The sequence below is a fragment of the Corallococcus sp. AB045 genome (assembly GCF_003668895.1).
In the GTDB taxonomy this organism is placed as follows: Bacteria; Myxococcota; Myxococcia; order Myxococcales; family Myxococcaceae; genus Corallococcus; species Corallococcus coralloides.
In genome coordinates this window covers 15,234-36,375 of sequence record NZ_RAWN01000085.1, presented here as the reverse complement: position 1 = coordinate 36,375, position 21,142 = coordinate 15,234, and the positions used below count along the sequence as shown (strand labels likewise).

The window sequence follows — 21,142 nt, the reverse complement described above, 5'->3', positions numbered from 1 at the left end:
CCTCCTCCCCGGTCCGCTCCGCCGCCGCTCGCCGAGCCGCCACCCTCGCGCCGCCGCGTCAAGGATCCCCGCCCGCCGCCGCCACCCCAGGCCCCCAACCGCTACGGGCTCTACGGCGGCCGGTCGCTGGGCTCCGGACACGCGGGCGTGGGCATGGAGCTGGGCTTTCCCTTCGTGTCCGCGCGCGGCGTGTACGGGGTGCTGGAGCACCTGGACCTGGGGCTGGGCGTGGACACCGTCTACGGCCTGATGACCGAGCTGCGCGCCAGCGCCCGCCTCACCGTCCTGGACAGCGACAACGTCAGCCTCGCCTTCGCGGTGGACGGCGGCCACGCCTTCTTCCTGCGTCCCCCGGACACGGAGGACAAGGGCGCGCGCTACCTGAGCGGCCGGCGCGACTGGAACGTGGCCCCGGGGCTGGTGGCGTCCTTCCAGGGCAACAGCCCGCGCGCGTGGCGGCCGTACCTGGACGTCCGCGCCCTGATGGCCTTCGACATGGACCCCGTCCAGAAGGATCCGCTGTCCGGCATGCCGCCCGCGTGGAAGCTGGATGCCTCCGTCCTTGTGCGGCTGGGCGCGGAGTTTCCCGTCGGAGAGAAGACGTCCTACGCTGTCTCGCTCGGTGGCGACTTCCGCAGCCGGTCCTCGGACGCGGAGTTCATGCCCACGCTGTCCGTGGGCGTGGTGTCCACGCTGTTCTGAAATCCCCCTTCCCCCTCTCGACCCGAGGTCAGCTCATGCGCGGCAGTGTCATCGGTGCAGGTTCGTTCGGAACGGCGCTCGCCAACGTGCTCGCGGTGAATTGCGACGAAGTCCGCCTGTGGGGCCGTGAGCCCTCCACCGTGGAGGCCATCAACACCCGCCACGAGAACGACACCTACCTGAAGGGCATCCCCCTCTCCGAGCGCGTGCGCGCGACCACGGACCTGGAGGAGGCGCTGGCCGGGTCTGAGATGGTGGTGCTCGCCACGCCCAGCCACGCCACGCGGGAAGTGCTCGCGCGCGCCAAGGACTTCCTGCCCAAGAGCGTGCCGCTCGTCACGGTGTCCAAGGGCATCGAGAACGGCACGCTGCTCACCATGACGGAGCTCTTGGAGGACTGTCTGCCGGAGGAGTTCCACCCGTACGTCGCGGTGCTCTCCGGCCCCAGCTTCGCCAAGGAGCTGGCGCGTCGCATGCCCACGGTGGTGACCATCGCGTCGCACTGGGACAAGGTCGCCCAGCGCTGTCAGAAGGCGCTCCAGACGGACACCTTCCGCTCGTACACGTCCACGGACGTGGTGGGCGTGCAGTACGGCGGCGCGCTGAAGAACGTCATCGCCATCGCCGCGGGCATGGCGGACGGCCTGGGCATGGGCCACAACGCGCGGGCCGCCATCATCACGCGCGGCCTGGCGGAGATTACGAGGCTCGCGGTGCGCAAGGGCGCCAACCCGCTGACGCTCTCCGGCCTGTCCGGCATGGGCGACCTGGTGCTCACCTGCACGGGCGAGCTCAGCCGCAACCGCCACGTGGGCATGGAGCTGGGCAAGGGCCGCAAGCTGCCGGACATCCTCGCGGAGATGAAGGAGGTCGCCGAGGGCGTGAAGACCGCCAAGAGCGCGCGCGACCTGTCCCTCAAGACGGGCGTGGAGCTGCCCATCTGCGAGCAGGTCTACCTCATCGCCTACGAGGGCAAGAACGCCAAGATGGCGGTGGTGGACCTGATGACGCGCCAGCCAAAGTCGGAGCTGTCCGGCGTCTGAGGACGCCGCACGGGCGCTAGTAGCGGCGCGGCTTCGCTTCGGGGCTGGCGCCGCGCACGCGCCACACGGTGAGCCGCTCGGAGTTGGTGTGGCTCAGGACGAGTCCCTCCGTCTGCATCTCCTCCAGCAGGCGGTTCGTCTTGAGCCGGTCCAGCCCGATGGTGCGGCCCAGCAGGTCGCCGGGCATGCCGCTCAGGTTGGAGCGCAGCTCGTTGATGATGGCGCGCTTGAACTCGTTCTTCTGCAGGCCGTCGATGTCCTGCGACCGCCACGAGGACAGGATGCCCCAGCCGATGAGCAGCAGCGTCACCACGGCGAGCACCGGGTAGACGATGTGGCTGTTCTTCTCCAGCAGCTCGATGTAGCCGGTGGAGATGGACGAGACGGGCCGGTCGTAGCCCGGCCCGGAGTCCTGTCCGGGCAGGCCTTCGATTTGGGCCGTCAACAGAGGGATGAGCAGTTTCAGCGCGGGAGCCAAGGCCCCCCGACTCTACGGGGAGGGCCCCCGCGCCGACAACCCGCCCACCGTCACACGACGCCGATGGACTCGGACGCACCCTCGGCGAACAAGGTGGTGTCCGCCTTGGCCAGGAGCGTCGCCAGGCCCTCGCGCTTCACCGCGCTGATGGCCACGCCGCCCCGGGAGCGCAAGAGCGACTCCACCTCGTCCTCGGACAGCTGGTCCGCCTTGTTCCACACCATCAGGCGCGGCTTCTCCATCAGGCCCAGCGAGGCGAGGATCTTCTCCACCGCCTCCACCTGGTCGTCGCGCGCCGGGTCGCTCGCGTCCACCACGTGCAAGAGGAGACTTGCGTCGTACAGCTCCTCCAGCGTGGCGCGGAAGGCCGCCACCAGGTCCTTGGGCAGGTCCCGGATGAAGCCCACCGTGTCGGTGATGATGACCTCGCGCTCCTGCGGGAAGCGCAAGCGCCGGCTCGTGGGGTCCAGCGTGGCGAACAGCTTGTCCTCCGCCAGCACCTCCGCGTTGGTGATGGCGTTGAGCAGCGTGGACTTGCCCGCGTTGGTGTAGCCCACGATGGAGATGACCGGCACCTCGCGCCGGTTGCGCTGCGCCCGGCGGACGCTGCGCTCGCGGCTGATGACGTCGATGCGGCGCTCCAGGTTGGTGATCCGCTCGCGCACGCGGCGGCGGTCGATTTCGAGCTTCGTCTCACCCGGACCGCGGCCGCCCACGCCACCGCCCATGAGGCGGCTGAGCGAGTCATCCCCCTGCACCAGCCGGGGCAGCCGGTACTTCAGCTGAGCCAGCTCCACCTGCAGCTTGCCCTCGGCCGTCTGCGCGCGCTGCGCGAAGATGTCCAGGATGAGCTGCGTGCGGTCCAGGATTTTCAGGCTCGTCGCGTCCCCGATGTGGCGGCCCTGCGACGGGGTGAGGTCCTTGTCGAGGATGAGCAGGTCCACCATGGACTGCATGGAGCGCAGGTTCAGGTCCTCCAGCTTGCCCCGGCCGATGAGGTAGCGCGGATCCGCTTCGCGCTTCATCTGGAGCACGCTGTCCACCACCTCCACGCCCGCGGTGCGCGCCAGCTCCTTCAGCTCCGCCAGGGACGACTCCGCACGCGCGCGGTTGCCGTCCAGGCACACCGCCACCAGGATGGCGCGCTCCTTCCCGGACACCGTGCGCGCGGCCGCCTTGCGGTTGAACTCCTCCTCCAGCGCGTCCAGCGTGGACAGCAGGTCCGGCTGTTCAACGTGCACGGAGGGCAGGGTGGACACGTGCCAGAACTCACCCGCGCCGTTCTCCGGCACCAGGTAGGCCCAGTGCAGCACGCCGGGCAGGCCTTCGTTGCCCACGCCCACGGCCGCCACGCAGTCCAGGCGCAAGAGCGCCAGGTCCGTGAGGTCGTCCTTCGTCAGGGGCTCGCTCTTCAGGTGCGTGTGCACCAGCCGCAGGCCACGCAGACGAATCTGGCCCGCGCGCGCACGGCCGATGTCCGGCAGCTCCAGCTTGTGCGCGTTGCCCACCACGACGTGCTCGATGTCGCCCTTGCGGTTGATGAGGACGCCCACCTGACGGTTGAGCTCGTGCGACAGCTCGGTGAGGTGGCGGGCAAGCTCCGCGGACACGATTTCGCGCGGATCCACACGGCGGCGGAAGGTGTTGCGCAGCCGCTGCTGCTCGCTCGACTTCAGGCCCAGGGTGTTGCCGTAGATTTCCTTCAAACCGTTTCTCCTGGCGCGGACATCGAACGACCCGCGCCGCATTCAAGGCATTGGATGGACTGGGGCCACCCGCGTTTCATGACAAAGGCCCCCAGCCGGTGTGCCGCGCCGCCTGGTGAACAACCGGCCACGCGCGTCCTTTCCCGTTCCAGCCTACGCTGCCTCCCGTGATTGATTCCGCACGCAACGCCTTGCGCGGGGCCCGCCGCGTGGTGGTGAAGATTGGGACCAACGCGCTGACGAGCGCCACGGGCCGCTTCAACCGTGCCCACTTCGACGCGCTGGGGCAGGACCTGCTGTGGGCCGCCGGGGGCCGGGAGCTGGTGGTGGTGTCCAGCGGCGCCATCGCGCTGGGCATGGAGCGGCTGGGGCTGCCCGCTCGCCCCCGGGACATCCCCGGCAAGCAGGCGTGCGCGGCGGTGGGGCAGAGCCGCCTGATGCAGGCGTACGAGGAGGCCTTCGGCCACGCGGCCCGGACGGTGGCCCAGGTGCTGCTCACCCACGAGGACGTGCAGGAGCGCCGCCGCTACCTCAACGTGAAGCACACGCTGGATCGCCTGCTGGCCGCGGGCGTGGTGCCGGTCATCAACGAGAATGACACCGTGTCCGTGGACGAGCTGAAGTTCGGCGACAACGACACGCTGGCGAGCCTGGTGGCCGGCGTGGTGGAGGCGGACGCGCTGGTCCTCCTGTCGGACGTGGAGGGGCTCTACACCGCCGACCCGCGCAGGGACGCCGAAGCCCGCCTGATGCCCGCCGTGCCGCGCGTCACCGCGGACGTGCTGGCCCTGGCCGGCGACGCCACCAGCGCGGTGGGCACCGGCGGCATGGCGTCCAAGGTGCGCGCCGCCGCCCGCGCCGCGGAGCTGGGCATCCCCTGCGTCATCACCTCCGGCGCGGTGCCGGGCCGCCTGCGCGGCGTGCTCCAGGGCGAGGCCGTGGGCACGCTCTTCGAGCCCGCCGGACGCCGCAGCGCGCGCACCGCGTGGATCGCCCACGCCCTGAGGCCCCGGGGCCGGCTGGTGGTGGACGCGGGCGCGAAGGAGGCCATCCTCACCGGCAAGCGCAGCCTGCTGCCCAGCGGCGTGACGGACGTGGAGGGGGACTTCGGCCGGGGAGACCCGGTGGACCTGACGGACGCGGCCGGGACGGTGTTCGCCCGGGGCCTGTCCACCTACGACGCCAACGAACTCAGGCGCATCGCCGGGCGGCGGAGCGCGGACATCGAGGCGGTGCTGGGCTACCGCTACCTGGATGAGGCGGTGCACCGCGACGACCTGGCGGTGCTGTAGCCGCGGTCCGCGCAACGTGCGCCTAGATGGAGCTGGAGACGGACTTCACCGTGCCGGTCGCCGGCTCCGTCAGCCGCATCAGCGCGCGGAACTCCGGGGAGTCCACCTTCATCAGGAGCAGCGACACCTCCAGCTCCCCCGGCACCCGGCCCAGCTGGAGCTTGCGCTCCTGGCCGTGCAGCAGGGCGAGCTGCGAGTGGCCTTCCCCTTCCGGCAGGGACAGGTCCACCTGGAGCTGGAACGAGTCGCCCTCGCCCTTGGGCGTGAGCACCAGCCGGTAGTCCGCCACCGTCGCGCCCGGACGGCGGCGCTCGGCGCGAAGGGTGCGGCCCGCCTCGCCCAGCAGCTTGGGCTGGGCGATCAGCCGGCCGTCGCGCCGGACCTCCAGCGCGAAGTAGAGCGGTTCGTTGCGGGCGTGCGCCGGCGTGGAGACGAAGGCCAGCAGCACCAGCGCCAGCCCGGGAAGCCACTTCTTCAGCAGGGAGGTGCGGTCCATGGTCGAGCCCTCGTCAAAGCTTCGGTCCGCCGCGTCGGCCCCACGGCAGCCAGCAAAGCCTCCAGGAGGCCCGCTGTCGCTTCTCACCCAAATCGACAATATCCAAGGAATAACCCAGACGCGCCCCGAGTGCGAGCCCCACGCCCGGGGTTGTCTGCTGGCTTGCGGACGAAACGAGGGGTACATGGCGGTACCTGCTTGCCTGTTCAGGTTGGGGCGGCTATCCCCCCTTGGACGGAGCCAGCCCCCTCCGCTGTTCCTTTTCTGTTCGTTTCACGTCCTGCCCCCTTCTCCCACCCCGGAAGTCCCCGGTCTCTTGATCTCCCGGGTCCTGTCCGCCATGGTCACCGATCACCTGAATGGACCGCACGGAACGCATCCTTGATCTCGTGGCACTGCTGCTCGACGCGCGGGAACCCATCTCGTGGGCCGAGCTGCGTGAGCACTTCCCCGCGGACTACGGCGGTTCGGATGACGCCGCGGAGCGCAAATTCGAACGCGACAAGGCGGAGCTCGTCGAGCTGGGCTTCCCGCTGAGCTACGTGCAGGGCGACGACGAGCGGCGCGACGGCTACCTCGTCGACCGCAACGTCTACTACCTGCCGGAGGCGGACCTCACGAAGGAGGAGCTGGCCGTGCTCTACGCCGCCGGTTCCGCCGCGCTGGCGTCCGGCGCGTTCCCCGGCCGCGACGACCTGGCGCACGCGCTGCGAAAAATCGGCTTCTTCGCCGGCGAATCCCTGCCCACCCCGCGCGTGCGCATGGAGCTGGGCACCGGCCAGCAGGGCCAGGAGAAGGAGGTCTCCGCCCGCCTGGAGCAGCTCTGGGATGCGTGCTCCACCCACAAGTGGGTGCAGCTGACCTACGGCAGCCCCCGCAAGGACGGCGTCACGGAGCGGCGCGTGGACCCGTACGGCCTGGCGCTCAGGCGCGGCGTGTGGACGCTGGTGGGCTACTGCCACCTGCGCCAGGGCCTGCGCACCTTCCATGTCCACCGCATCCGCGAGCTGAAGGTGAACACCGCCCGGCCGCGCACTCCGGACTTCGAGGTGCCGGCGGACTTCTCGCTGGACGCCCACGTGGCGTACTTCCCCTGGCAGTACCGCTTCCATGAACCGCTGGAGGTGACGCTCCAGCTGACGGGGCCGCAGGCCTCGCGCGCGGGCTCGCTGTTCCCGGGCGCGGCGCTGGAGCCGGTGTCGGAGGGCGTGGTGCGGGCCCGCTTCCCGGTGACGTTCCTGGACGGGCTGACGCGCTTCGTCCTGTCGCTGGGGCAGGACTGCCGCGTGGAGGGGCCTCCGGAGGCGCGCGAGCGCCTGGAGCGGATGGCCGCGAACATCCTGGCGAAGCACGCGCCGGTGGAAGGTCAGCGGGTGAGCGCATGAGCAACGTCCACGAGCGGCTGCGCCGCCTGCTGTTCCTCGTCCCCTACGTCTCCAAGCACCCCGGCGTCACGGTGGAGGCCCTGGCCAAGGCCCTCAACATCAGCCGCGAGGATCTGCTGGAGGAGCTGGACCTGCTCACCTGCGTGGGCCGGCCGCCCTTCAACCCGGACGACTACATCGACATCTACGTGGACAACGACCGCGTCTACGTGGACCTGGATCAGCGCCTGTTCGCGCCGCCCCGGCTGACCGCGGGCGAGGCCGCGGCCCTGGCCGCCGCGGCGGAGCTGCTGCGCCCGGCCACCGGCGACGCGCTCCAGAGCGCCCTCACCAAGCTGGAGGGCATCATCCCGCCCGCCGCCCGCGAGCGCTTCCGGGACATGTACCGGAAGATCGACGCCTCCGCGGACGCGCCCCCGGCGCTGGGGCCGCTCACCCGGGCCATCCTGGAGCGGCTGGAGGTGACGTTCGGCTACGCCAGCCCCGGCCGCCCGCCGGAGCCGCGCCGGGTGCGCCCCTACGAGCTGCTCAGCCACCGGGGCCAGTGGTACCTCCAGGGCTTCTGCCACACCCGCCAGGACGCGCGCCTGTTCCGGTTGGATCGCATGGAGGACCTGGCCGTCACCACCACCGCCTTCCAGCCCCCGCCGGACGCCCGCGCGGACGTGCCCAACCCGGCGCGCGGCGCCAGCGAGGCCTCCGTCCGGGTGCGCTTCACCCCCACGGCGGCACCCTACGTGAAGGAGCGCTTCGGCCAGGACGCTCGCCCGCTCGCTGACGGAGGGGTGGAGGTGCGGGTGGCCGGAGACAGTGAGCGCTGGCTCACGCAGTGGGTGCTATCCTTCGGTGGAGAGGCGGAAGTGCTGGAGCCGGCGAGCGCGCGCGCCGCCGTTGCCCGAGCCGTACATGCCTCGATAGGCTCCTAGGACGACATGGCCTTCCAACTGACGATCTCCGAGGGAAAAGACGCCGGCAAGGAGTTCGTCTTCGACCAGGACTCCGTGCTCATCGGGCGCACCTCCGAGTGCGACGTGGTGCTGTACGACCCTGGTATCTCCCGCCGCCACTGCCGCATCTTCAAGGACAGTGACGGCTACGCCGTGGAGGACCAGAAGAGCGCCAACGGCACGGTCGTCAACGGCGCCGCCGTGCAGAAGCGGACCCTGGCGGACGGCGACACGCTGACGCTGGGCCCGGTGACGTTCCTCTTCGCGATCGCCGCGGAGGACGCGCCCACCGGCGAGGACGAGAAGCCCGCGGAGGACGGCGCCAACAGCACGCGCATCGTCTCCATCGACTCCGTGCGCAAGTCGCGCAACAAGAAGGGCGCGGCGCTCGTGCCGGAAGGTGCGGACGAGGAGGACCTGCAGGGCATCCGCGCGGAGTCCACGCGCATGAACATGCGCGCCATCCGCCGGCCCACCTCCAACGCCCAGCGCGCCATCCCGCAGGAGCCGCCTCCGGAAGAGGACGCTCCGGCGGCCATTGAAAAGCCCGCTCCCGCGCCCCCGCCCGCGCGCCGCACCGGCTCCCAGTCCTCCCGCGCGGTGGCCCGCACGCCTCGCGCCGGTGGCGCCAGCGGCGGCGGTGGTGGCCTGTCCGCGGCCGAGCGCGCCCGCATCCGGCGTGAGACGCCGGGTCTGATGGCCAACCTGCGCCTGTTCTGGGCGGAGGCGAACTCCAAGGTCCGCGCGGGCGTGATGGCCGGTGGCGGCGTGGTGGTGCTGGGCCTCTTCGCCCTCGTCGTCTGGCTGGCGAATGGCGTGGACGACAAGATGCCGAAGGGCGAGGAGCCCGTGCGCCTGTCCAACCAGCCCATCAACGACTCGTTCGGCCTGGGTGACGGCGTCACCTGGAACCGGCCGGACATGAAGGTCTTCGAGTGGGAGTTCGTCGCCGCGACGCGCGCGGTGGTCATCCTCCACTACCAGGCCCAGGGCATCTCCAAGGACGAGGTGGTGGTGAGCGTCAACGGCGTGGACGTGGGCAAGGTGCCCCCGGACACGCTGGCCAGCCAGGAGCGCTCGCTGGAGATGATGATCCCGCCTCAGCAGCTGCGTAAGGGCGAGCCCAACCGCATCATCTTCGACAACACCCGCAACCCGCCGGGCGAGGACACCTGGCGCGTGTGGAACGTCTGGGTGGAGCGCGCGCTGCTGCCGGAGCAGCTGACCACGCAGCAGCTCATCGCGAACGCCAGGGATCTCTTCAAGAAGGGCGAAAAGAACTTCCAGACGCCGGACATCGGCGCGCGCAACCGCTACGAGGCCTGGAAGTCCTTCCGCGAGGCGTGGCTGATGCTGGAGGCCCACCCGGACCCGAAGCCGGACCTGTACGACGAGGCCCAGGAAGCCATGAGGCGCGCCCAACTGGAGCTGGACCGCACCTGCTCCAAGCTGCTGCTGGAGGTGGAGGGCTACTACAACCAGGGCCACTTCAAGCAGGCCGCCTTCACGTTGGATCACATGCGCGAGTACTTCCCCGAGTACGACCAGCCGTGCGCCACGCGCGCGGAGAACAAGCGCGTCGAGTTCGGCCTGTAGCCAAAGCCGTTGTCTAACGGACGGTGCAACCCCGCCAGGAAGGCGGGCGGGGCCCGTCCGGGTTGCCGGTCCCTCCCTCCGTTCCCACCCTGAATGGGGTGATGCGTGAGCTGGCGGGGGAGGACGGGCGGACGGAAGGGTTGGTTCCAGCGACGCGCTCGCCGGGACCGGTGCCGGAGCACGGCCCGGTGTGGAGCGCCGGGGTGTCCCGGCGCCTGCTCGCCCGGTACTACCTGCCGCAGCGCCACACCACCCTCCAGGGCAATGCGTGCCGGCTCCTGCGCGACGGCGTGGAGGCCTATCCGGAGATGCTGGAGGCCATCCGCCGGGCGCGCCGCTCCATCCGCCTGGAGACGTACATGTTCGTCACCGACGCGGTGGGCGAACTCTTCGGCCAGGCGCTGGCGGAGGCCGCCGAGCGCGGCGTGCACGTGAAGGTGCTCTACGACGCGGTGGGCTCATGGACCAGCCGCAGGAGCTTCTTCGAAGGCCTGCGCCAGCGCGGCGTGGACGTGCGGGCCTTCAAACCCTTCAGCCTCCAGCGTGGGCTGCGCCACCTGCTGCGCCGGGACCACCGGAAGATTCTCGTGGTGGACGGCACGGTGGCCTTCACGGGCGGGGTGAACATCGCGGCGCACTGGGCCCCGGAGGGGCAGGGCGTGGCCTGGCGCGACGACGTGCTGCGCATTGAAGGCCCCGCGGTGCATGAGCTGGAGCGGCGCTTCCTGGCCACGTGGCGGATGATGTTCCGCGACCGCCTGAGCCGGCTGCGCCGGCGGATCCGCGGCGGGGCCCACGCGCTGGAGGCCCGGCCCCGGAAGGGCGACGTGGGGCTGGCGGTGTTGTCCAGCCGCCGCAGCATCCACCGCGCGTACCTGCACGCCATCCAGCGCGCGCGGCAGAGCGTGCTCATCGCCGCGGGCTACTTCGTGCCGGACCGGCGCATGGTGGCCGCGCTCAAGGACGCGGCGAAGCGGGGCGTGGAGGTGAGCCTGCTGCTCAATGGGGGCAAGAGCGACCACCCGTTCCTCGAGCATGCGACGCGCGCCTTCTACGAGCCGCTGATGGACGCCGGCATCCGCATCTTCGAGTGGCGCCGGGGCGTGTTGCACGCCAAGACCGCCGTGGTGGACGGGGTGTGGGGCACCATCGGATCGTTCAACCTGGAGCGGCTGTCGCTGGCCTTCAACCACGAGGTCAATGCCGTCTTCGCGGACCCCCGGCTGGGGCGCGACCTGGAGGACTCCTTCCGTCTGGATTGTGGCAACTGCCGCGAGGTGGACCTGGCCGTCTTCCGCCGCCGTCCCCTCTGGCAGAAGGCCGTGGAGCGGGTGCTGTACTTCTTCCGCAAGGTGCTCTGAGCGGGTCTGTAAGCCCGGGGTCCCAACCAACCGTCCACCGTCTTCAACGCAGTGCAGGAACCCTTTGCATGCCGGGGGGGACACGCCTAGAAGTTGCGTCATTCCGGCACGGAAGGACGGCAACGCACATGACGGACAGTTTCGGCACCAAGGCCCAGCTCAAGGTGGGCTCGGCGACCTACGACTATTTCAGCCTGGCCACGCTGGCGAAGGCGCACCCGGCGGTCAACCGCCTCCCGTTCTCGCTGAAGGTCCTGCTGGAGAACCTGCTGCGCAACGAGGACGGCCGCGTCGTCAAGCGCGAGCACATCGAGAAGATGCTCGCCTGGGACCCCAAGGCGGCCCCGGAGACCGAAATCTCCTTCCACCCCGCGCGCGTGCTGCTCCAGGACTTCACCGGCGTGCCCGCCGTCGTGGACATGGCCGCCATGCGCGAGGCGCTCGCCGCCATGGGCGGTGACCCGGCGAAGATCAACCCGCGCAACCCGGCGGACCTGGTCATCGACCACTCGGTGCAGATTGATTCGTTCGCCACCACCGCGGCCTTCAAGGAGAACGCGGAGCTGGAGTTCGAGCGCAACCGCGAGCGCTACGCCTTCCTGCGCTGGGGCCAGAGCGCGTTCAAGGGCTTTGGCGTGGTGCCGCCGGACATCGGCATCTGCCACCAGGTGAACCTGGAGTTCCTGGCGCAGGTGACGTTCCGCCAGGGCAGCACCGTGTACCCGGACACGCTGGTGGGCACGGACAGCCACACCACGATGATCAACGGCCTGGGCGTGGTGGGCTGGGGCGTGGGCGGCATCGAGGCGGAGGCGGCGCTGCTGGGCCAGCCCATCACGATGCTGATCCCGCAGGTGGTGGGCTTCAAGCTCACCGGCAAGCTGCCCGCGGGCGCCACGGCCACGGACCTGGTGCTCACCGTCACGCAGATGCTTCGCAAGAAGGGCGTGGTCGGCAAGTTCGTGGAGTTCTACGGCGAGGGTCTGAAGAACCTGTCGCTGCCGGACCGCGCCACCATCGCGAACATGGCCCCGGAGTACGGCGCCACCATCGGCTTCTTCCCGGTGGACGAGGAGAGCTGCAACTACCTGCGCTTCACCGGCCGCCCGGATGACGTGGTGGCGCTGACGGAGGCGTACGCGAAGGAGCAGGGCCTGTGGTTCAAGGCCGGCGCCGAGGAGCCCCTCTTCAGCGACACGCTGGCGCTGGACCTGGCCGCCGTGGTGCCCAGCCTGGCGGGCCCCAAGCGTCCGCAGGACCGCGTGCCCCTGAAGGACATGAAGGCCGGGTACGAGGCGTCGCTCGTGGAGATGCTGTCCGCCGGCAAGAGCAAGGGCGAGGACGACGAGGGCCCCAAGGGCGCCAAGGCCCCCGCGGCCCCGGTGGCCCCGGAGCGGCTGGCCCAGTCCGTCACCGTGAAGGCGGGCAAGCAGAGCTACCAGGTGGGCCATGGCGCGGTGGTCATCGCGTCCATCACCTCCTGCACCAACACGTCCAACCCGGCGGTGCTGGTGGCCGCGGGCATCCTGGCGAAGAAGGCCGTGGAGAAGGGCCTCAAGCCGCAGCCCTGGGTGAAGACGTCCCTGGCCCCGGGCAGCCGCGTGGTGACCGAGTACCTGCGCGACGCGGGCCTGCTGCCCTACCTGGAGGCCGTGGGCTTCCACGTCGTGGGCTACGGCTGCACCACCTGCATCGGCAACTCCGGCCCGCTGCCGGAGGCCGTGTCCAACGCGGTGGTGGAGGGCGACCTGGTGGTGGCGGCGGTGCTGTCCGGCAACCGCAACTTCGAGGGCCGCATCAACCCGCACGTGCGCATGAACTACCTGGCGAGCCCCCCGCTCGTGGTGGCGTACGCGCTGGCCGGTGAAGTGGGCCGCGACCTGGACAACGAGCCGCTGGGCACCGACCCCAACGGCCGCCCGGTGTTCCTCAAGGACATCTGGCCGTCCAACGAGGAGATCAAGGAGACCATCCGCACGGCCGTGAAGCCGGAGCAGTTCCGCAGCCAGTACGCGAACGCCATGGAGGGCGACACGCTCTGGCAGCAGCTCCAGGTGAGCAAGGGCTCCACGTTCAAGTGGGATGACAAGTCCACCTACGTGCGCAAGCCGCCCTTCTTCGAGAACCTCCCGAAGGAGCCCAAGGCGGTGCAGGACATCAAGGGCGCGCGCGTGCTGGCGCTCCTGGGTGACTCCGTCACGACGGACCACATCTCCCCGGCGGGCAACATCGCCAAGACGAGCCCCGCGGCGAAGTACCTCATGGCGGAGGGCGTGGAGCCCAAGGACTTCAACTCCTACGGCGCGCGCCGCGGCAACCACGAGGTGATGGTGCGCGGCACCTTCGCCAACATCCGCCTGAAGAACCTGCTCGTCCCCGGCGTGGAGGGCGGCGTCACGGTGCACATCCCCACGCGTGAGCGGATGAGCATCTACGACGCGTCCATGAAGTACCAGGCGGACGGCACGCCCCTGGTGGTGCTGGCGGGCGCCGAGTACGGCACCGGCTCCAGCCGCGACTGGGCGGCCAAGGGCACGCAGCTGTTGGGCGTGAAGGCCGTCATCGCCAAGAGCTTCGAGCGCATCCACCGCTCCAACCTCGTGGGCATGGGCGTGCTGCCCCTGCAGTTCGAGGCGGGCCAGGACGCGCAGTCGCTGGGCCTCACCGGCCACGAGACGTTCGAAATCACCGGCGTCGCGGACGGCCTCGCGCCGCAGAAGAAGCTCACCGTGAAGGCCATTGGTGAGAAGGGCCCCATCGAGTTCACGGCGGTGTGCCGCATCGACACGCCCAACGAGCTCGACTACTACCGCAACGGCGGCATCCTCCAGTACGTGCTGCGCCAGCTCGCCAAGGCGTAAGCAGGCGCGACACACTGGTTTCGCGGCCCGGCCGCCCTCGCTTCATGGGAGGGGCTGCCGGGCCGTCGTCTTTTCCGCGGCTACTCCGCGCGCAGGCGCGTCCAGGCGGCCACGTAGCGCGACAGGCGCTCGGCGTCCTTCGGTGTGACGTCCTTCAGCCGGCGCACGTCCATGTTGTCCTCCAGGTCCGCCAGCTTCACGCGGCGGGCCAGGGGGTGGGGACGCAGCCGTTCGATGAAGGCCTCGTAGCTTTCGCCCTCGCGCTTCGTCAGGCAGTCCAGCGCGGACAGCACGTCCTCCGGGTAGCCCAGGCCGCGCAGGCGCTCCAGCGTGTACGGCGTGTCCTCCACCACGTCGTGGAGGATGGCCACGGTGCGCTCCGCGTCGGATGACAGACGCAGCATCACCCGCATGGGGTGGAGGATGTAGGGCTGTCCTGCCTTGTCGCGCTGACCCTGGTGCGCGGCCACCGCCAGGGCGATGGCGTCTTCGAGCGTGGGCATGGGCGGAAGCTTCTCACGCCCGGCGGACGGCTCAACGGTTGAGGTTGCCGGAGCCCGTGCCGCCCGCCGTCTGCGCCGTGTAGGCGTGGCCGCCGCCGTTGTACTGGAGGATGCCCTCCACGGCGAGCGCGTTGGGGTCCAACTGGTTGCTGTTACCCCGTCGCGGAATCATCGTCTCGCTGATGCAGATGGCGCCCACCACCACCTGTTGATCATTGTCGCGGTTCCACTCCGGGGCGAGCGGCTTGAACTCGTCCTCGTTGTCCCGGATGTAGAGGTACACGTCGTCCTTGCCGTCCCCGTCCAGGTCCGCGAACAGCGCGGGGTTGACCGTCTTGATGGCCGCGCGGCCGGCGGCGGTGCGCGGGTTGGCGGGCGCGGTGTTGGTGGGCGAGGCGATGGGGTCGTAGGCGCCTGGCGTGCTCAGGAAGGTGTTCCACTGGGCGTAGTTGCGGCCGAAGTAGCCGCGCGCCAGCTGCAGGCCGCTCTCCGCGCAGCCCTGACGCTGGCCCGCGCGGCTGGACGTCACTGCGCGCGTGCGCTCGCTGCTGGCGTAGGCCATCACGCCCGCCACCAGGCCCAGGAGCACGGTGACGAGCAGCACGACGAGCAGCAGCGTGGCGCCGCGGGTGGAGCGGGACGAAGCGCGTGGGGACATGGCGGAGGGCCTCACGGAGGACGGATTCACAGGCTGGCGGCGGCCAGGTTGGGCAGCTCCGCCCGGCGCGAGAAGAGGCTGCGGAAGTAGCCGTCCGCGGGGGCCGCGGCCGGGGTGTGGTTCTCCACCGCGATGGGCAGGTCCTCGGACAGGACGGACTTGCTCTGCGTGTCGCGCCGGGGCGAGCGGCCGGTGGCCACCACGCTGATGCGCACCGAGCGCAGGCCCGGCGTGTACTCGGGCTTGAGGCCGTTCTGGAAGTCGTAGCGGGTGGGGTCGCCCGTGTTGGTGGCGTCGATGCCGAACGCCACCTGGAAGTCCTCCACGAAGTCCTGCACCACCACCGGGTCGGCCATGTCCACGAAGGGGCGCCCCGACACGTCGCTGTCGGGGATGCCCTCCGCGCGCATCAGCGCCTTGCGGCCGTTGCTCGCGTTCGTCCCGATGAAGAAGTGCAACAGCCGCACGGGGTACACCAGGTCGCCCTTCTGGAAGCCGCCCTTGTGGGGCGCGTTGGAGAAGCCCGGCACGCCGAGCTCCAGGTAGTTCACCGTGGCCGTGGGCGGGGTGCTCATCACCGAGGTCTGGGTGAGCAGCGCGGCGCTCTTCATGTTGCTGGCCACCAGCATGGGGTTGGCGGGCGCGGTGCCGGCGAACGTGCCCATGCAGTTGACCTCCAGCGCGCCGGTGCCCGGCTTCACCACCGTCATCGCCGCGCCCGGCGCGCAGTCGCGGCCCAGGTAGTTGCGGTCCGGCACCACCAGCCACAGGTCGTCGCTGCCGTCCGCGCCAGGCACGTTGCCCGTCGTGGTGGCGGCGAGCACGCCCGCGCCCGCACCGTCACCGCCGAAGACGGGGTTGATGCGCTGGGGCATCCCGCTGGAGACCACCCAGAGGCCCTCGGACATACCCGCGCCGGCCTGGCGCACCGCCGACAGCAGCGTCTCTCCCGCGAGCCGCGCGTGGTCGTGGCTGTCCGCCACGTGCTCCGTGTTGTGCACCACGCGCCCGCCCGCGAGGAGCAGGGCCGTGGCCGCCGCCAGGATGATGGTGGTGAGCGCCGCGGCCACCATCGTCTCCAACAGCGTCATGCCGCGTGCCTGCGTCTGGAACCTCGACCGGATCCTCATTGGACGAAGACCTCGCTGTGCACGATGGCGCGCTCCAGGCTGTCGCCCTTGCGGTACGCGCGCGTCCAGAAGGTGAAGGGCAGCGCCCCGGCGGGCACCATCGCCTGGGCCGCGGGCGGCAGGTCCAGGGGCAGCCCCTTCGTCACCAGGACCTCGCGGCAGTAGACGTCGCGGGGCAGCACCGTGTCCGGGGTGGCGGTGGTGCAGGGCGTGCCGGCGGGCACGTCCAGCGCGGGCTCCACCTGACCCGTGGGGCGCACGCGGAAGTACGCGCCCGTGCCGATGTCGCCCGTCTGAGGCACGCTGGGGTCCAGCACCCAGGGCAACGTGGCCAGGGCCACGTCCGGCGGGAAGAGGGCGGGCCGGGGGACGGCCTGGTTCGCCAGGTCCATCTTGGACGCGAGCCACAGCCGCTGCACGCGCGCCTCCAGCAGCATGCGCCGGCCCTGGAGCACCTGGCCGTCCTTCACGTCGCGGGTGGCGGCCACCATGCCCATCACCGCGCCCACGGCGGCCAGCGCCAGGACGCACATGGCGATGAGCACCTCCAGCAGGCCGCTGCCGCGCCGGGCGGTGGAAGAGGGAAGGGCTCTCATTCGAGGAACCTCTGGCTCCAGTTGAGCAGCTGGTAGAGCACGCCGTTGTTGCCGGCCACGGAGTCCTTCGCGTTGGGGCTGGAGGCGCCGGTGCTGGTCGCGTTGTCGATGCGCGTGACGCGCAGGGCGCTCACCTCCGCGCCCACCACGTAGTCCGTGGACCCGCCGCCGCTGTCGCGGTGGTAGACGGCCACGCCGCCGTAGTTGGCCAGCGTCGCGCCGCTCATGGGCTGGATGCCCGCCTGCGTGGCCGCCGTGTTGCCCAGGTCGATGCTGTAGGTGTGGCCGCCGACGGACGCGCTCAGCAGCATGGGGTCGTTCACGGACTCCTCCGCGGTGCTGAAGTACGCGGTGCGCCCGGCGATGGTGATGTTGCCGTAGACGTGCTCGGGCGCGGGGAAGATGAGCGGGAAGGGCGCGGGCTCCTGGAGCACGCCGTAGGTGTTCGCCTCCGTGTTGGCCAGGTTCGCGTTGATGAGCGAGCCGTCCAGCCGCTTGCCGTCCATGCCCAGGGGCAGCCGGAGCTCCGCGTCCAGCAGCAGCGCGTGGAAGCGGCCTCCCACCGTGTCCGGCACCCAGTCCATGCCGGCGGTGCCCACCAGGGCCACCACCTTGCCCTTGAACTGGCCGAAGGCGGAGGTGTTCGCCGCGTCGAGCGGAATGCGCGCCAGGCCCACGTTGGTGCTGATGGGCTGGCTGGTGACGGGCAGCCCGCCGATGTTCATCGCCGAGTACTTGCAGGGCGTGGCCTCCGTGCACACGGGGCCCGTGCGCGCCACGTTGACGTTCATTCCGGTGGACGCGTCCAGCTCCCAGAGCCGGCCCTCCATGTCACCCACGTAGAGGCGCGCGGCGCCGCTCGAGTCCTGCGACACGGTGGGCGCGGCGGGCGCGCTGTTGTCCACGCTGCTGGTATAGGCCTGCTGCCACTGCCACAGCTTCTGGCCGGTGGCCACGTCGATGGCGAACACCTGCACGCCCTTGGCGGGAGAGCCGGGGGAGCCCGCCACCGGCAGCGCGCCGGAGCTGCTGGAGGCGACGAAGACGGCGTACACGGGCTCCATGCCCAGCCGGCCCACGCCCACGGACAGCCCTCGCGAGCCGCCCAGGCCGCTGTAGTCATAGAGGCCGCTCGGCTGACGGCCCGGGTCCGCGCGCGGCGGCAGGAGGAAGAGGCTCGAGTCCTCGTCCCAGGTGTACGTCCAGTCCAGGCCGCCCTGGCCCTTGTCCGCCAGCGTCACCGCGGAGTTCGGCGCGCTGGCGGTGGCGTAGTGGCTGCCCACCAGGTGCCACAGCAGCACGGGCTTGAGCGGGTTGGTGACGTCCAGCGCGAACAGGTCGCGCCCCGTCTGGCCCACGTTGGCGACGAGCACGGTGTGCCACTCGCGGCGGCCGGTGCCCACGAAGTCCGCGAACACGTCGAAGACGGCGGGCGCGCTGTTCACCCGCGCGGTGTTGTTGCGCAGGCCCGCCAGCTGCGTGGCCGGCAGGAAGCTCCAGAGCTCCGTGCCCGGCGGGGGCGTGGTGCCGGTGCGGAAGCGCTGGGCGAAGTCCGTCTTGAAGCGCGCGCTGGCGTCCGGGTTGGGGAAGTTCAGGCTCTGCGCGGGGCCGTCATATCGCGCGCCGCCGGAGACGTAGAAGGCGTGCACCTGGCCGTCCAGGCCCGCCGCGTAGGCCACCGTGGGCCGGGCGGCATTGGTGTCCGGGATGTGGGGGCTGGCCGTCACCACCACGGGCGACGAGTGGATGAAGCCGCCCAGGTGCGCCTTGTTGTCCGCGTCGTCGTTGTTGCACTGGGTGATGGAGGGCTCGAGGATGGGCGTCTCGTTGGCGCCGTCGCGGCCGGACTCCGTGGCATAGCAGTAGCCGCGCACCCGCTGGAGCATCATCGCCACCGCGTTGAAGTCCACGTACAGCTGCGTCTTGTTGATGAGTTCGTTGGTGACGCCGAAGTCCGCCCCGCCCAGCTGCGGTGAGTACTGCGTCGCCTGCTGCAGGTCGCAGACGCCGTCCGGGCCCTTCACGAAGTCGTAGCGGAAGCTGCCGTCACGCGTCGTGGCGCGGCCGAGCTTCAGCACGTCCACGCAGCCGGTATTGGGGGCCGAGCCGTAGCTGCGGTTGATGCGCGTGCCGGAGACCTCCTCCGGCTGCCAGCCCACCTGCATCACCCCGTGCGGCGCGGTGCGGCCGGAGCCCAGCGACGGGTTCACCGTCACCTCGCCGCCGAAGTAGGTGAAGAGGTTGCGGTCGCCGGGCGCGGGCATGCGCGCGTCCGCGTTCCACAGGGTGCCGTCCGACAGCGAGTTCTCCCCCGTGGACAGCGCATCCCCGCCAATGAGCGAGTGCGCGCGCAGCGTGCCCGGGTAGTAGGGGAACACCCAGTGCGAACCCTGCGCGGGCGTGTACGTGTCCGCGCCGGGCGGGTAGCCCGTCACGGCGTTGTAGGACGTCTTGAACAGCAGGGCGCGCGAGCCGTTGGTGTCGCTGCCGTTGGTGTCGTCCAGCGCGACGGGCGCGGACACGGTGCGCTCGCTCTGCAGCGGTTCGCTTCCCAGGTTGAGCAGCGTGTTGAGCACGATGCGCGTGCCCGCGACGCTGTCCTTGAAGTCATGGCCCGCCAGATAGACGATGGTCGCCTTCTGCGGATCATTGTCCTTCTGGTTGAAGGAGAAGAAGTCGTTGCCGCGAAGGGTGTGCGCCGCCACGTGCGTGGGGTTGTCGTACTGGTTGCCCGTGGCGTAGTTCACCCAGCTCACCGCCAGCCGCCGCACGCCGTTCTTGAAGGTCGTCCGGTAGTTCTCCGTCTCGCCCGCCACGTTGTTGAAGCGGAAGTCACCCAACTGGGAGAAGGGGTCGCCCGGGTTGGGGTAGAGGATGCAGGCGGGCCGGGGCGAGGACTCGTTCATGTAGTCCGGGTCCGTGCAGTTGCGGCCGTCCCAGTTCTTGCCGCTGCCGCCGAGCTTGTTCTTCTCGAAGAGGTCTTCGCCCTGGAAGCGCGTGGAAGGCACCAGCCCTCCGCCCACCTTGTCGGTGTGCTCGTAGGACCAGATGCTGGTGCACTCGGCGAACAGGCCGTTGCCGCGCTGGTTGGTGAAGTAGGCGATGTTGTTGAGGACGTTCTCCGCCTGGTTTCCGGCGCCGTCGCCGTTGGAGCGGTACTCGGCGCGGGTGCTGTCGCCAATCTGCCAGTGCGGCGCCCAGAACACGCGGTAGCGCGGGCGCTGGGTGGCGGGGTCCACGGCGTTGAGCAGGCCGTTGGGGAACGCCGTGGTGGAGATGAGGTCCGCGTTGGCGTGGAGCGCGTCGTAGATGAGGCCGGGCCGTCCGCCGTTGAGGCTGCAGCCGCTGGTGGTGCCCTGCGGGCAGCCGCCCGCGCCGTTGAAGTCCAGGCCCGCGTTGCGCAGGTAGTCGTCCAGCATGCCGCCCTTCACGAACGACTTGTCCGTCGCGTTGTCGTCGTCCAGGTCCAGCAGGGCGATCTTCGGAGGCACGCGGTTCAACCGCCGGCCAATGGGCGCGTTGAACTCGATGGTGGCCTGGTGCATGCGCACGTAGAAGCAGCCGCTGCCGTTGCTGAACGTGTTGCAGCTACACGTCGTGCGGAACTTGTTCGGCGCGTCCGCCCCGGCGGAGGAGTTCAGGAAGTCGAGCGCGTTCTTCGCGTCCTTCGCGTCGATGATGAACGCGCCGCCCATGTACTGGACGTCGCGGAAGCCGCTGGCGGTGTTGAGCGTCGTGGCCGTGAAGTTCGGCCGCGCCTGGTTCGTGCTGGTGGTGAAGTTGTCGATGTTCGCTTCGGGGAACAGGCCGCTCGAGGGCAGCGCCTGCAGGGGCGGCACCGGCACGACGGGCGCCGCGTCCGCGCGGGAGATGTGGAAGTCGCAGCCGTCATTCCAGCTGGGGTCGTTCCACTGGCCGTTGTGCGGCAGGGGCGGCAGGTGCTTGTTGGTGGGCACGCAGCGGTTGGGGGACCGCTTCGTGTCGTCGATGGCCAGGTACACCGTCACCGGGTGGTTGGCGTTGAAGCCGCCCGCCTCGTTGGACTGCAACAGGCGCCACACCAGGCCGTAGGCCGACAGGCTTCCACAGCCCTGCTGGAAGGTGGCCTGCTCCGGAATGATGAGCGCGCCCTGGCTGAAGGTGACGATGTCCGTCGCGGACGCCGGCAGCGCCGTCAGCAGCGCCAGGCCCAGCAGGATTCGCCGCGCCGCGGAAATTCTGGGGGAGATGGAGGCCAAGGGTTCACCGGGGGTTGGGGACCGACTGACCCCCTCGGGGTCGGGGGTCACCCTCGGCTTGTGCACACCGTGTGCCCCGGCGTGGGGGACTCCCGTGCGAGGGGAGCTTTGGAAAGAAACCGTGTGGCTGTGGGGGGGCGACGTCAGCGG

General features: G+C 70.4%; 16 protein-coding genes. 8 read left to right on the top strand and 8 right to left on the bottom strand.

Annotated features, from left to right (window positions below; genetic code table 11):
• Both D7Y21_RS21055 and D7Y21_RS21050 read left to right on the top strand, forming a co-directional pair.
• Positions 1 to 702, top strand: a 702-nt coding sequence (locus D7Y21_RS21055; protein WP_121715314.1) for a hypothetical protein, incomplete at its 5' end; no start/stop codon positions are given.
• Between the two features lie 35 nt (positions 703 to 737).
• On the top strand, positions 738 to 1,745 hold the full coding sequence (locus D7Y21_RS21050) for an NAD(P)H-dependent glycerol-3-phosphate dehydrogenase (protein ID WP_120561819.1): 1,008 nt from the start codon (positions 738 to 740) through the stop codon (positions 1,743 to 1,745).
• A 16-nt stretch (positions 1,746 to 1,761) separates the two neighbouring features.
• On the opposite strand, the gene D7Y21_RS21045 is transcribed toward D7Y21_RS21050, so the two are convergent.
• On the bottom strand, positions 1,762 to 2,223 hold the full coding sequence (locus D7Y21_RS21045) for a hypothetical protein (RefSeq protein ID WP_233591414.1): 462 nt from the start codon (positions 2,221 to 2,223) through the stop codon (positions 1,762 to 1,764).
• Positions 2,224 to 2,273: 50 nt separating this feature from the next.
• On the bottom strand, positions 2,274 to 3,929 hold the full coding sequence (gene hflX / locus D7Y21_RS21040) for a GTPase HflX (protein ID WP_199724181.1): 1,656 nt from the start codon (positions 3,927 to 3,929) through the stop codon (positions 2,274 to 2,276).
• Positions 3,930 to 4,096: 167 nt separating this feature from the next.
• Here hflX and proB point away from each other — a divergent pair, with 167 nt between their 5' ends.
• Entirely contained in the window at positions 4,097 to 5,221 is a 1,125-nt protein-coding gene (gene proB, locus D7Y21_RS21035; RefSeq protein WP_121715312.1) for a glutamate 5-kinase, read from the top strand.
• A gap of 22 nt (positions 5,222 to 5,243) precedes the next feature.
• Here the strand turns inward: proB and D7Y21_RS21030 are convergent, their stop codons facing one another.
• Positions 5,244 to 5,717 (bottom strand): hypothetical protein, encoded by a 474-nt coding sequence (locus D7Y21_RS21030; RefSeq protein ID WP_120561816.1) that lies wholly within the window; start codon positions 5,715 to 5,717, stop codon positions 5,244 to 5,246.
• Between the two features lie 359 nt (positions 5,718 to 6,076).
• On the opposite strand from D7Y21_RS21030, the gene D7Y21_RS21025 reads away from it, so the two are divergent.
• The 5 genes from D7Y21_RS21025 to acnA all read left to right on the top strand — a co-directional run bounded on the left by D7Y21_RS21025 (position 6,077) and on the right by acnA (position 13,867).
• Positions 6,077 to 7,102: a YafY family protein gene (locus tag D7Y21_RS21025; RefSeq protein ID WP_120561815.1), complete on the top strand. Its 1,026-nt coding sequence runs from the start codon at positions 6,077 to 6,079 to the stop codon at positions 7,100 to 7,102.
• Positions 7,099 to 8,028 (top strand): YafY family protein, encoded by a 930-nt coding sequence (locus tag D7Y21_RS21020; RefSeq protein ID WP_014394101.1) that lies wholly within the window; start codon positions 7,099 to 7,101, stop codon positions 8,026 to 8,028. Before D7Y21_RS21025 ends, D7Y21_RS21020 begins: the two co-directional genes overlap by 4 nt.
• Before the next feature lie 6 nt (positions 8,029 to 8,034).
• Entirely contained in the window at positions 8,035 to 9,645 is a 1,611-nt protein-coding gene (locus tag D7Y21_RS21015) for an FHA domain-containing protein (RefSeq protein ID WP_120561814.1), read from the top strand.
• 101 nt (positions 9,646 to 9,746) lie between these two features.
• Positions 9,747 to 11,006 (top strand): phosphatidylserine/phosphatidylglycerophosphate/cardiolipin synthase family protein, encoded by a 1,260-nt coding sequence (locus D7Y21_RS21010; protein ID WP_121715310.1) that lies wholly within the window; start codon positions 9,747 to 9,749, stop codon positions 11,004 to 11,006.
• 128 nt (positions 11,007 to 11,134) lie between these two features.
• Positions 11,135 to 13,867: an aconitate hydratase AcnA gene (gene acnA, locus D7Y21_RS21005; protein ID WP_121715308.1), complete on the top strand. Its 2,733-nt coding sequence runs from the start codon at positions 11,135 to 11,137 to the stop codon at positions 13,865 to 13,867.
• Between the two features lie 80 nt (positions 13,868 to 13,947).
• On the opposite strand, the gene D7Y21_RS21000 is transcribed toward acnA, so the two are convergent.
• From D7Y21_RS21000 to D7Y21_RS20980, 5 genes are read right to left on the bottom strand one after another with little or no spacing between them, the layout of a single operon-like run.
• Positions 13,948 to 14,370: an HD domain-containing protein gene (locus D7Y21_RS21000; RefSeq protein ID WP_120561811.1), complete on the bottom strand. Its 423-nt coding sequence runs from the start codon at positions 14,368 to 14,370 to the stop codon at positions 13,948 to 13,950.
• Positions 14,371 to 14,401: 31 nt separating this feature from the next.
• A complete protein-coding gene (locus tag D7Y21_RS20995; protein WP_120561810.1) occupies positions 14,402 to 15,028 on the bottom strand; it encodes a hypothetical protein in 627 nt (208 codons plus the stop codon).
• A 26-nt stretch (positions 15,029 to 15,054) separates the two neighbouring features.
• Entirely contained in the window at positions 15,055 to 16,119 is a 1,065-nt protein-coding gene (locus tag D7Y21_RS20990) for a PilW family protein (protein WP_233612224.1), read from the bottom strand.
• 35 nt (positions 16,120 to 16,154) lie between these two features.
• Positions 16,155 to 16,754 carry a type II secretion system protein gene (locus D7Y21_RS20985; RefSeq protein WP_120561808.1) on the bottom strand — a complete coding sequence of 200 codons (600 nt, stop codon included), beginning with the start codon at positions 16,752 to 16,754 and terminating at the stop codon, positions 16,155 to 16,157.
• Entirely contained in the window at positions 16,751 to 20,992 is a 4,242-nt protein-coding gene (locus D7Y21_RS20980; RefSeq protein WP_121715304.1) for a hypothetical protein, read from the bottom strand. Before D7Y21_RS20980 ends, D7Y21_RS20985 begins: the two co-directional genes overlap by 4 nt.
• Between the last annotated feature and the right edge of the window lie 150 nt (positions 20,993 to 21,142).

What these genes read in the sequence shown, in the direction of transcription:
- D7Y21_RS20985 (WP_120561808.1), bottom strand. Translation starts at nt 16,754, where the DNA reads ATGAGAGCCCTTCCCTCTTCCACCGCCCGGCGCGGCAGCGGCCTGCTG.
- D7Y21_RS21000 (WP_120561811.1), bottom strand. Translation starts at nt 14,370, where the DNA reads ATGCCCACGCTCGAAGACGCCATCGCCCTGGCGGTGGCCGCGCACCAG.
- D7Y21_RS21025 (WP_120561815.1), top strand. Translation starts at nt 6,077, where the DNA reads ATGGACCGCACGGAACGCATCCTTGATCTCGTGGCACTGCTGCTCGAC.
- D7Y21_RS21030 (WP_120561816.1), bottom strand. Translation starts at nt 5,717, where the DNA reads ATGGACCGCACCTCCCTGCTGAAGAAGTGGCTTCCCGGGCTGGCGCTG.
- D7Y21_RS21010 (WP_121715310.1), top strand. Translation starts at nt 9,747, where the DNA reads ATGCGTGAGCTGGCGGGGGAGGACGGGCGGACGGAAGGGTTGGTTCCA.
- D7Y21_RS21015 (WP_120561814.1), top strand. Translation starts at nt 8,035, where the DNA reads ATGGCCTTCCAACTGACGATCTCCGAGGGAAAAGACGCCGGCAAGGAG.
- D7Y21_RS20990 (WP_233612224.1), bottom strand. Translation starts at nt 16,119, where the DNA reads ATGACGCTGTTGGAGACGATGGTGGCCGCGGCGCTCACCACCATCATC.
- acnA (WP_121715308.1), top strand. Translation starts at nt 11,135, where the DNA reads ATGACGGACAGTTTCGGCACCAAGGCCCAGCTCAAGGTGGGCTCGGCG.
- D7Y21_RS20995 (WP_120561810.1), bottom strand. Translation starts at nt 15,028, where the DNA reads ATGTCCCCACGCGCTTCGTCCCGCTCCACCCGCGGCGCCACGCTGCTG.
- D7Y21_RS21020 (WP_014394101.1), top strand. Translation starts at nt 7,099, where the DNA reads ATGAGCAACGTCCACGAGCGGCTGCGCCGCCTGCTGTTCCTCGTCCCC.
- D7Y21_RS21050 (WP_120561819.1), top strand. Translation starts at nt 738, where the DNA reads ATGCGCGGCAGTGTCATCGGTGCAGGTTCGTTCGGAACGGCGCTCGCC.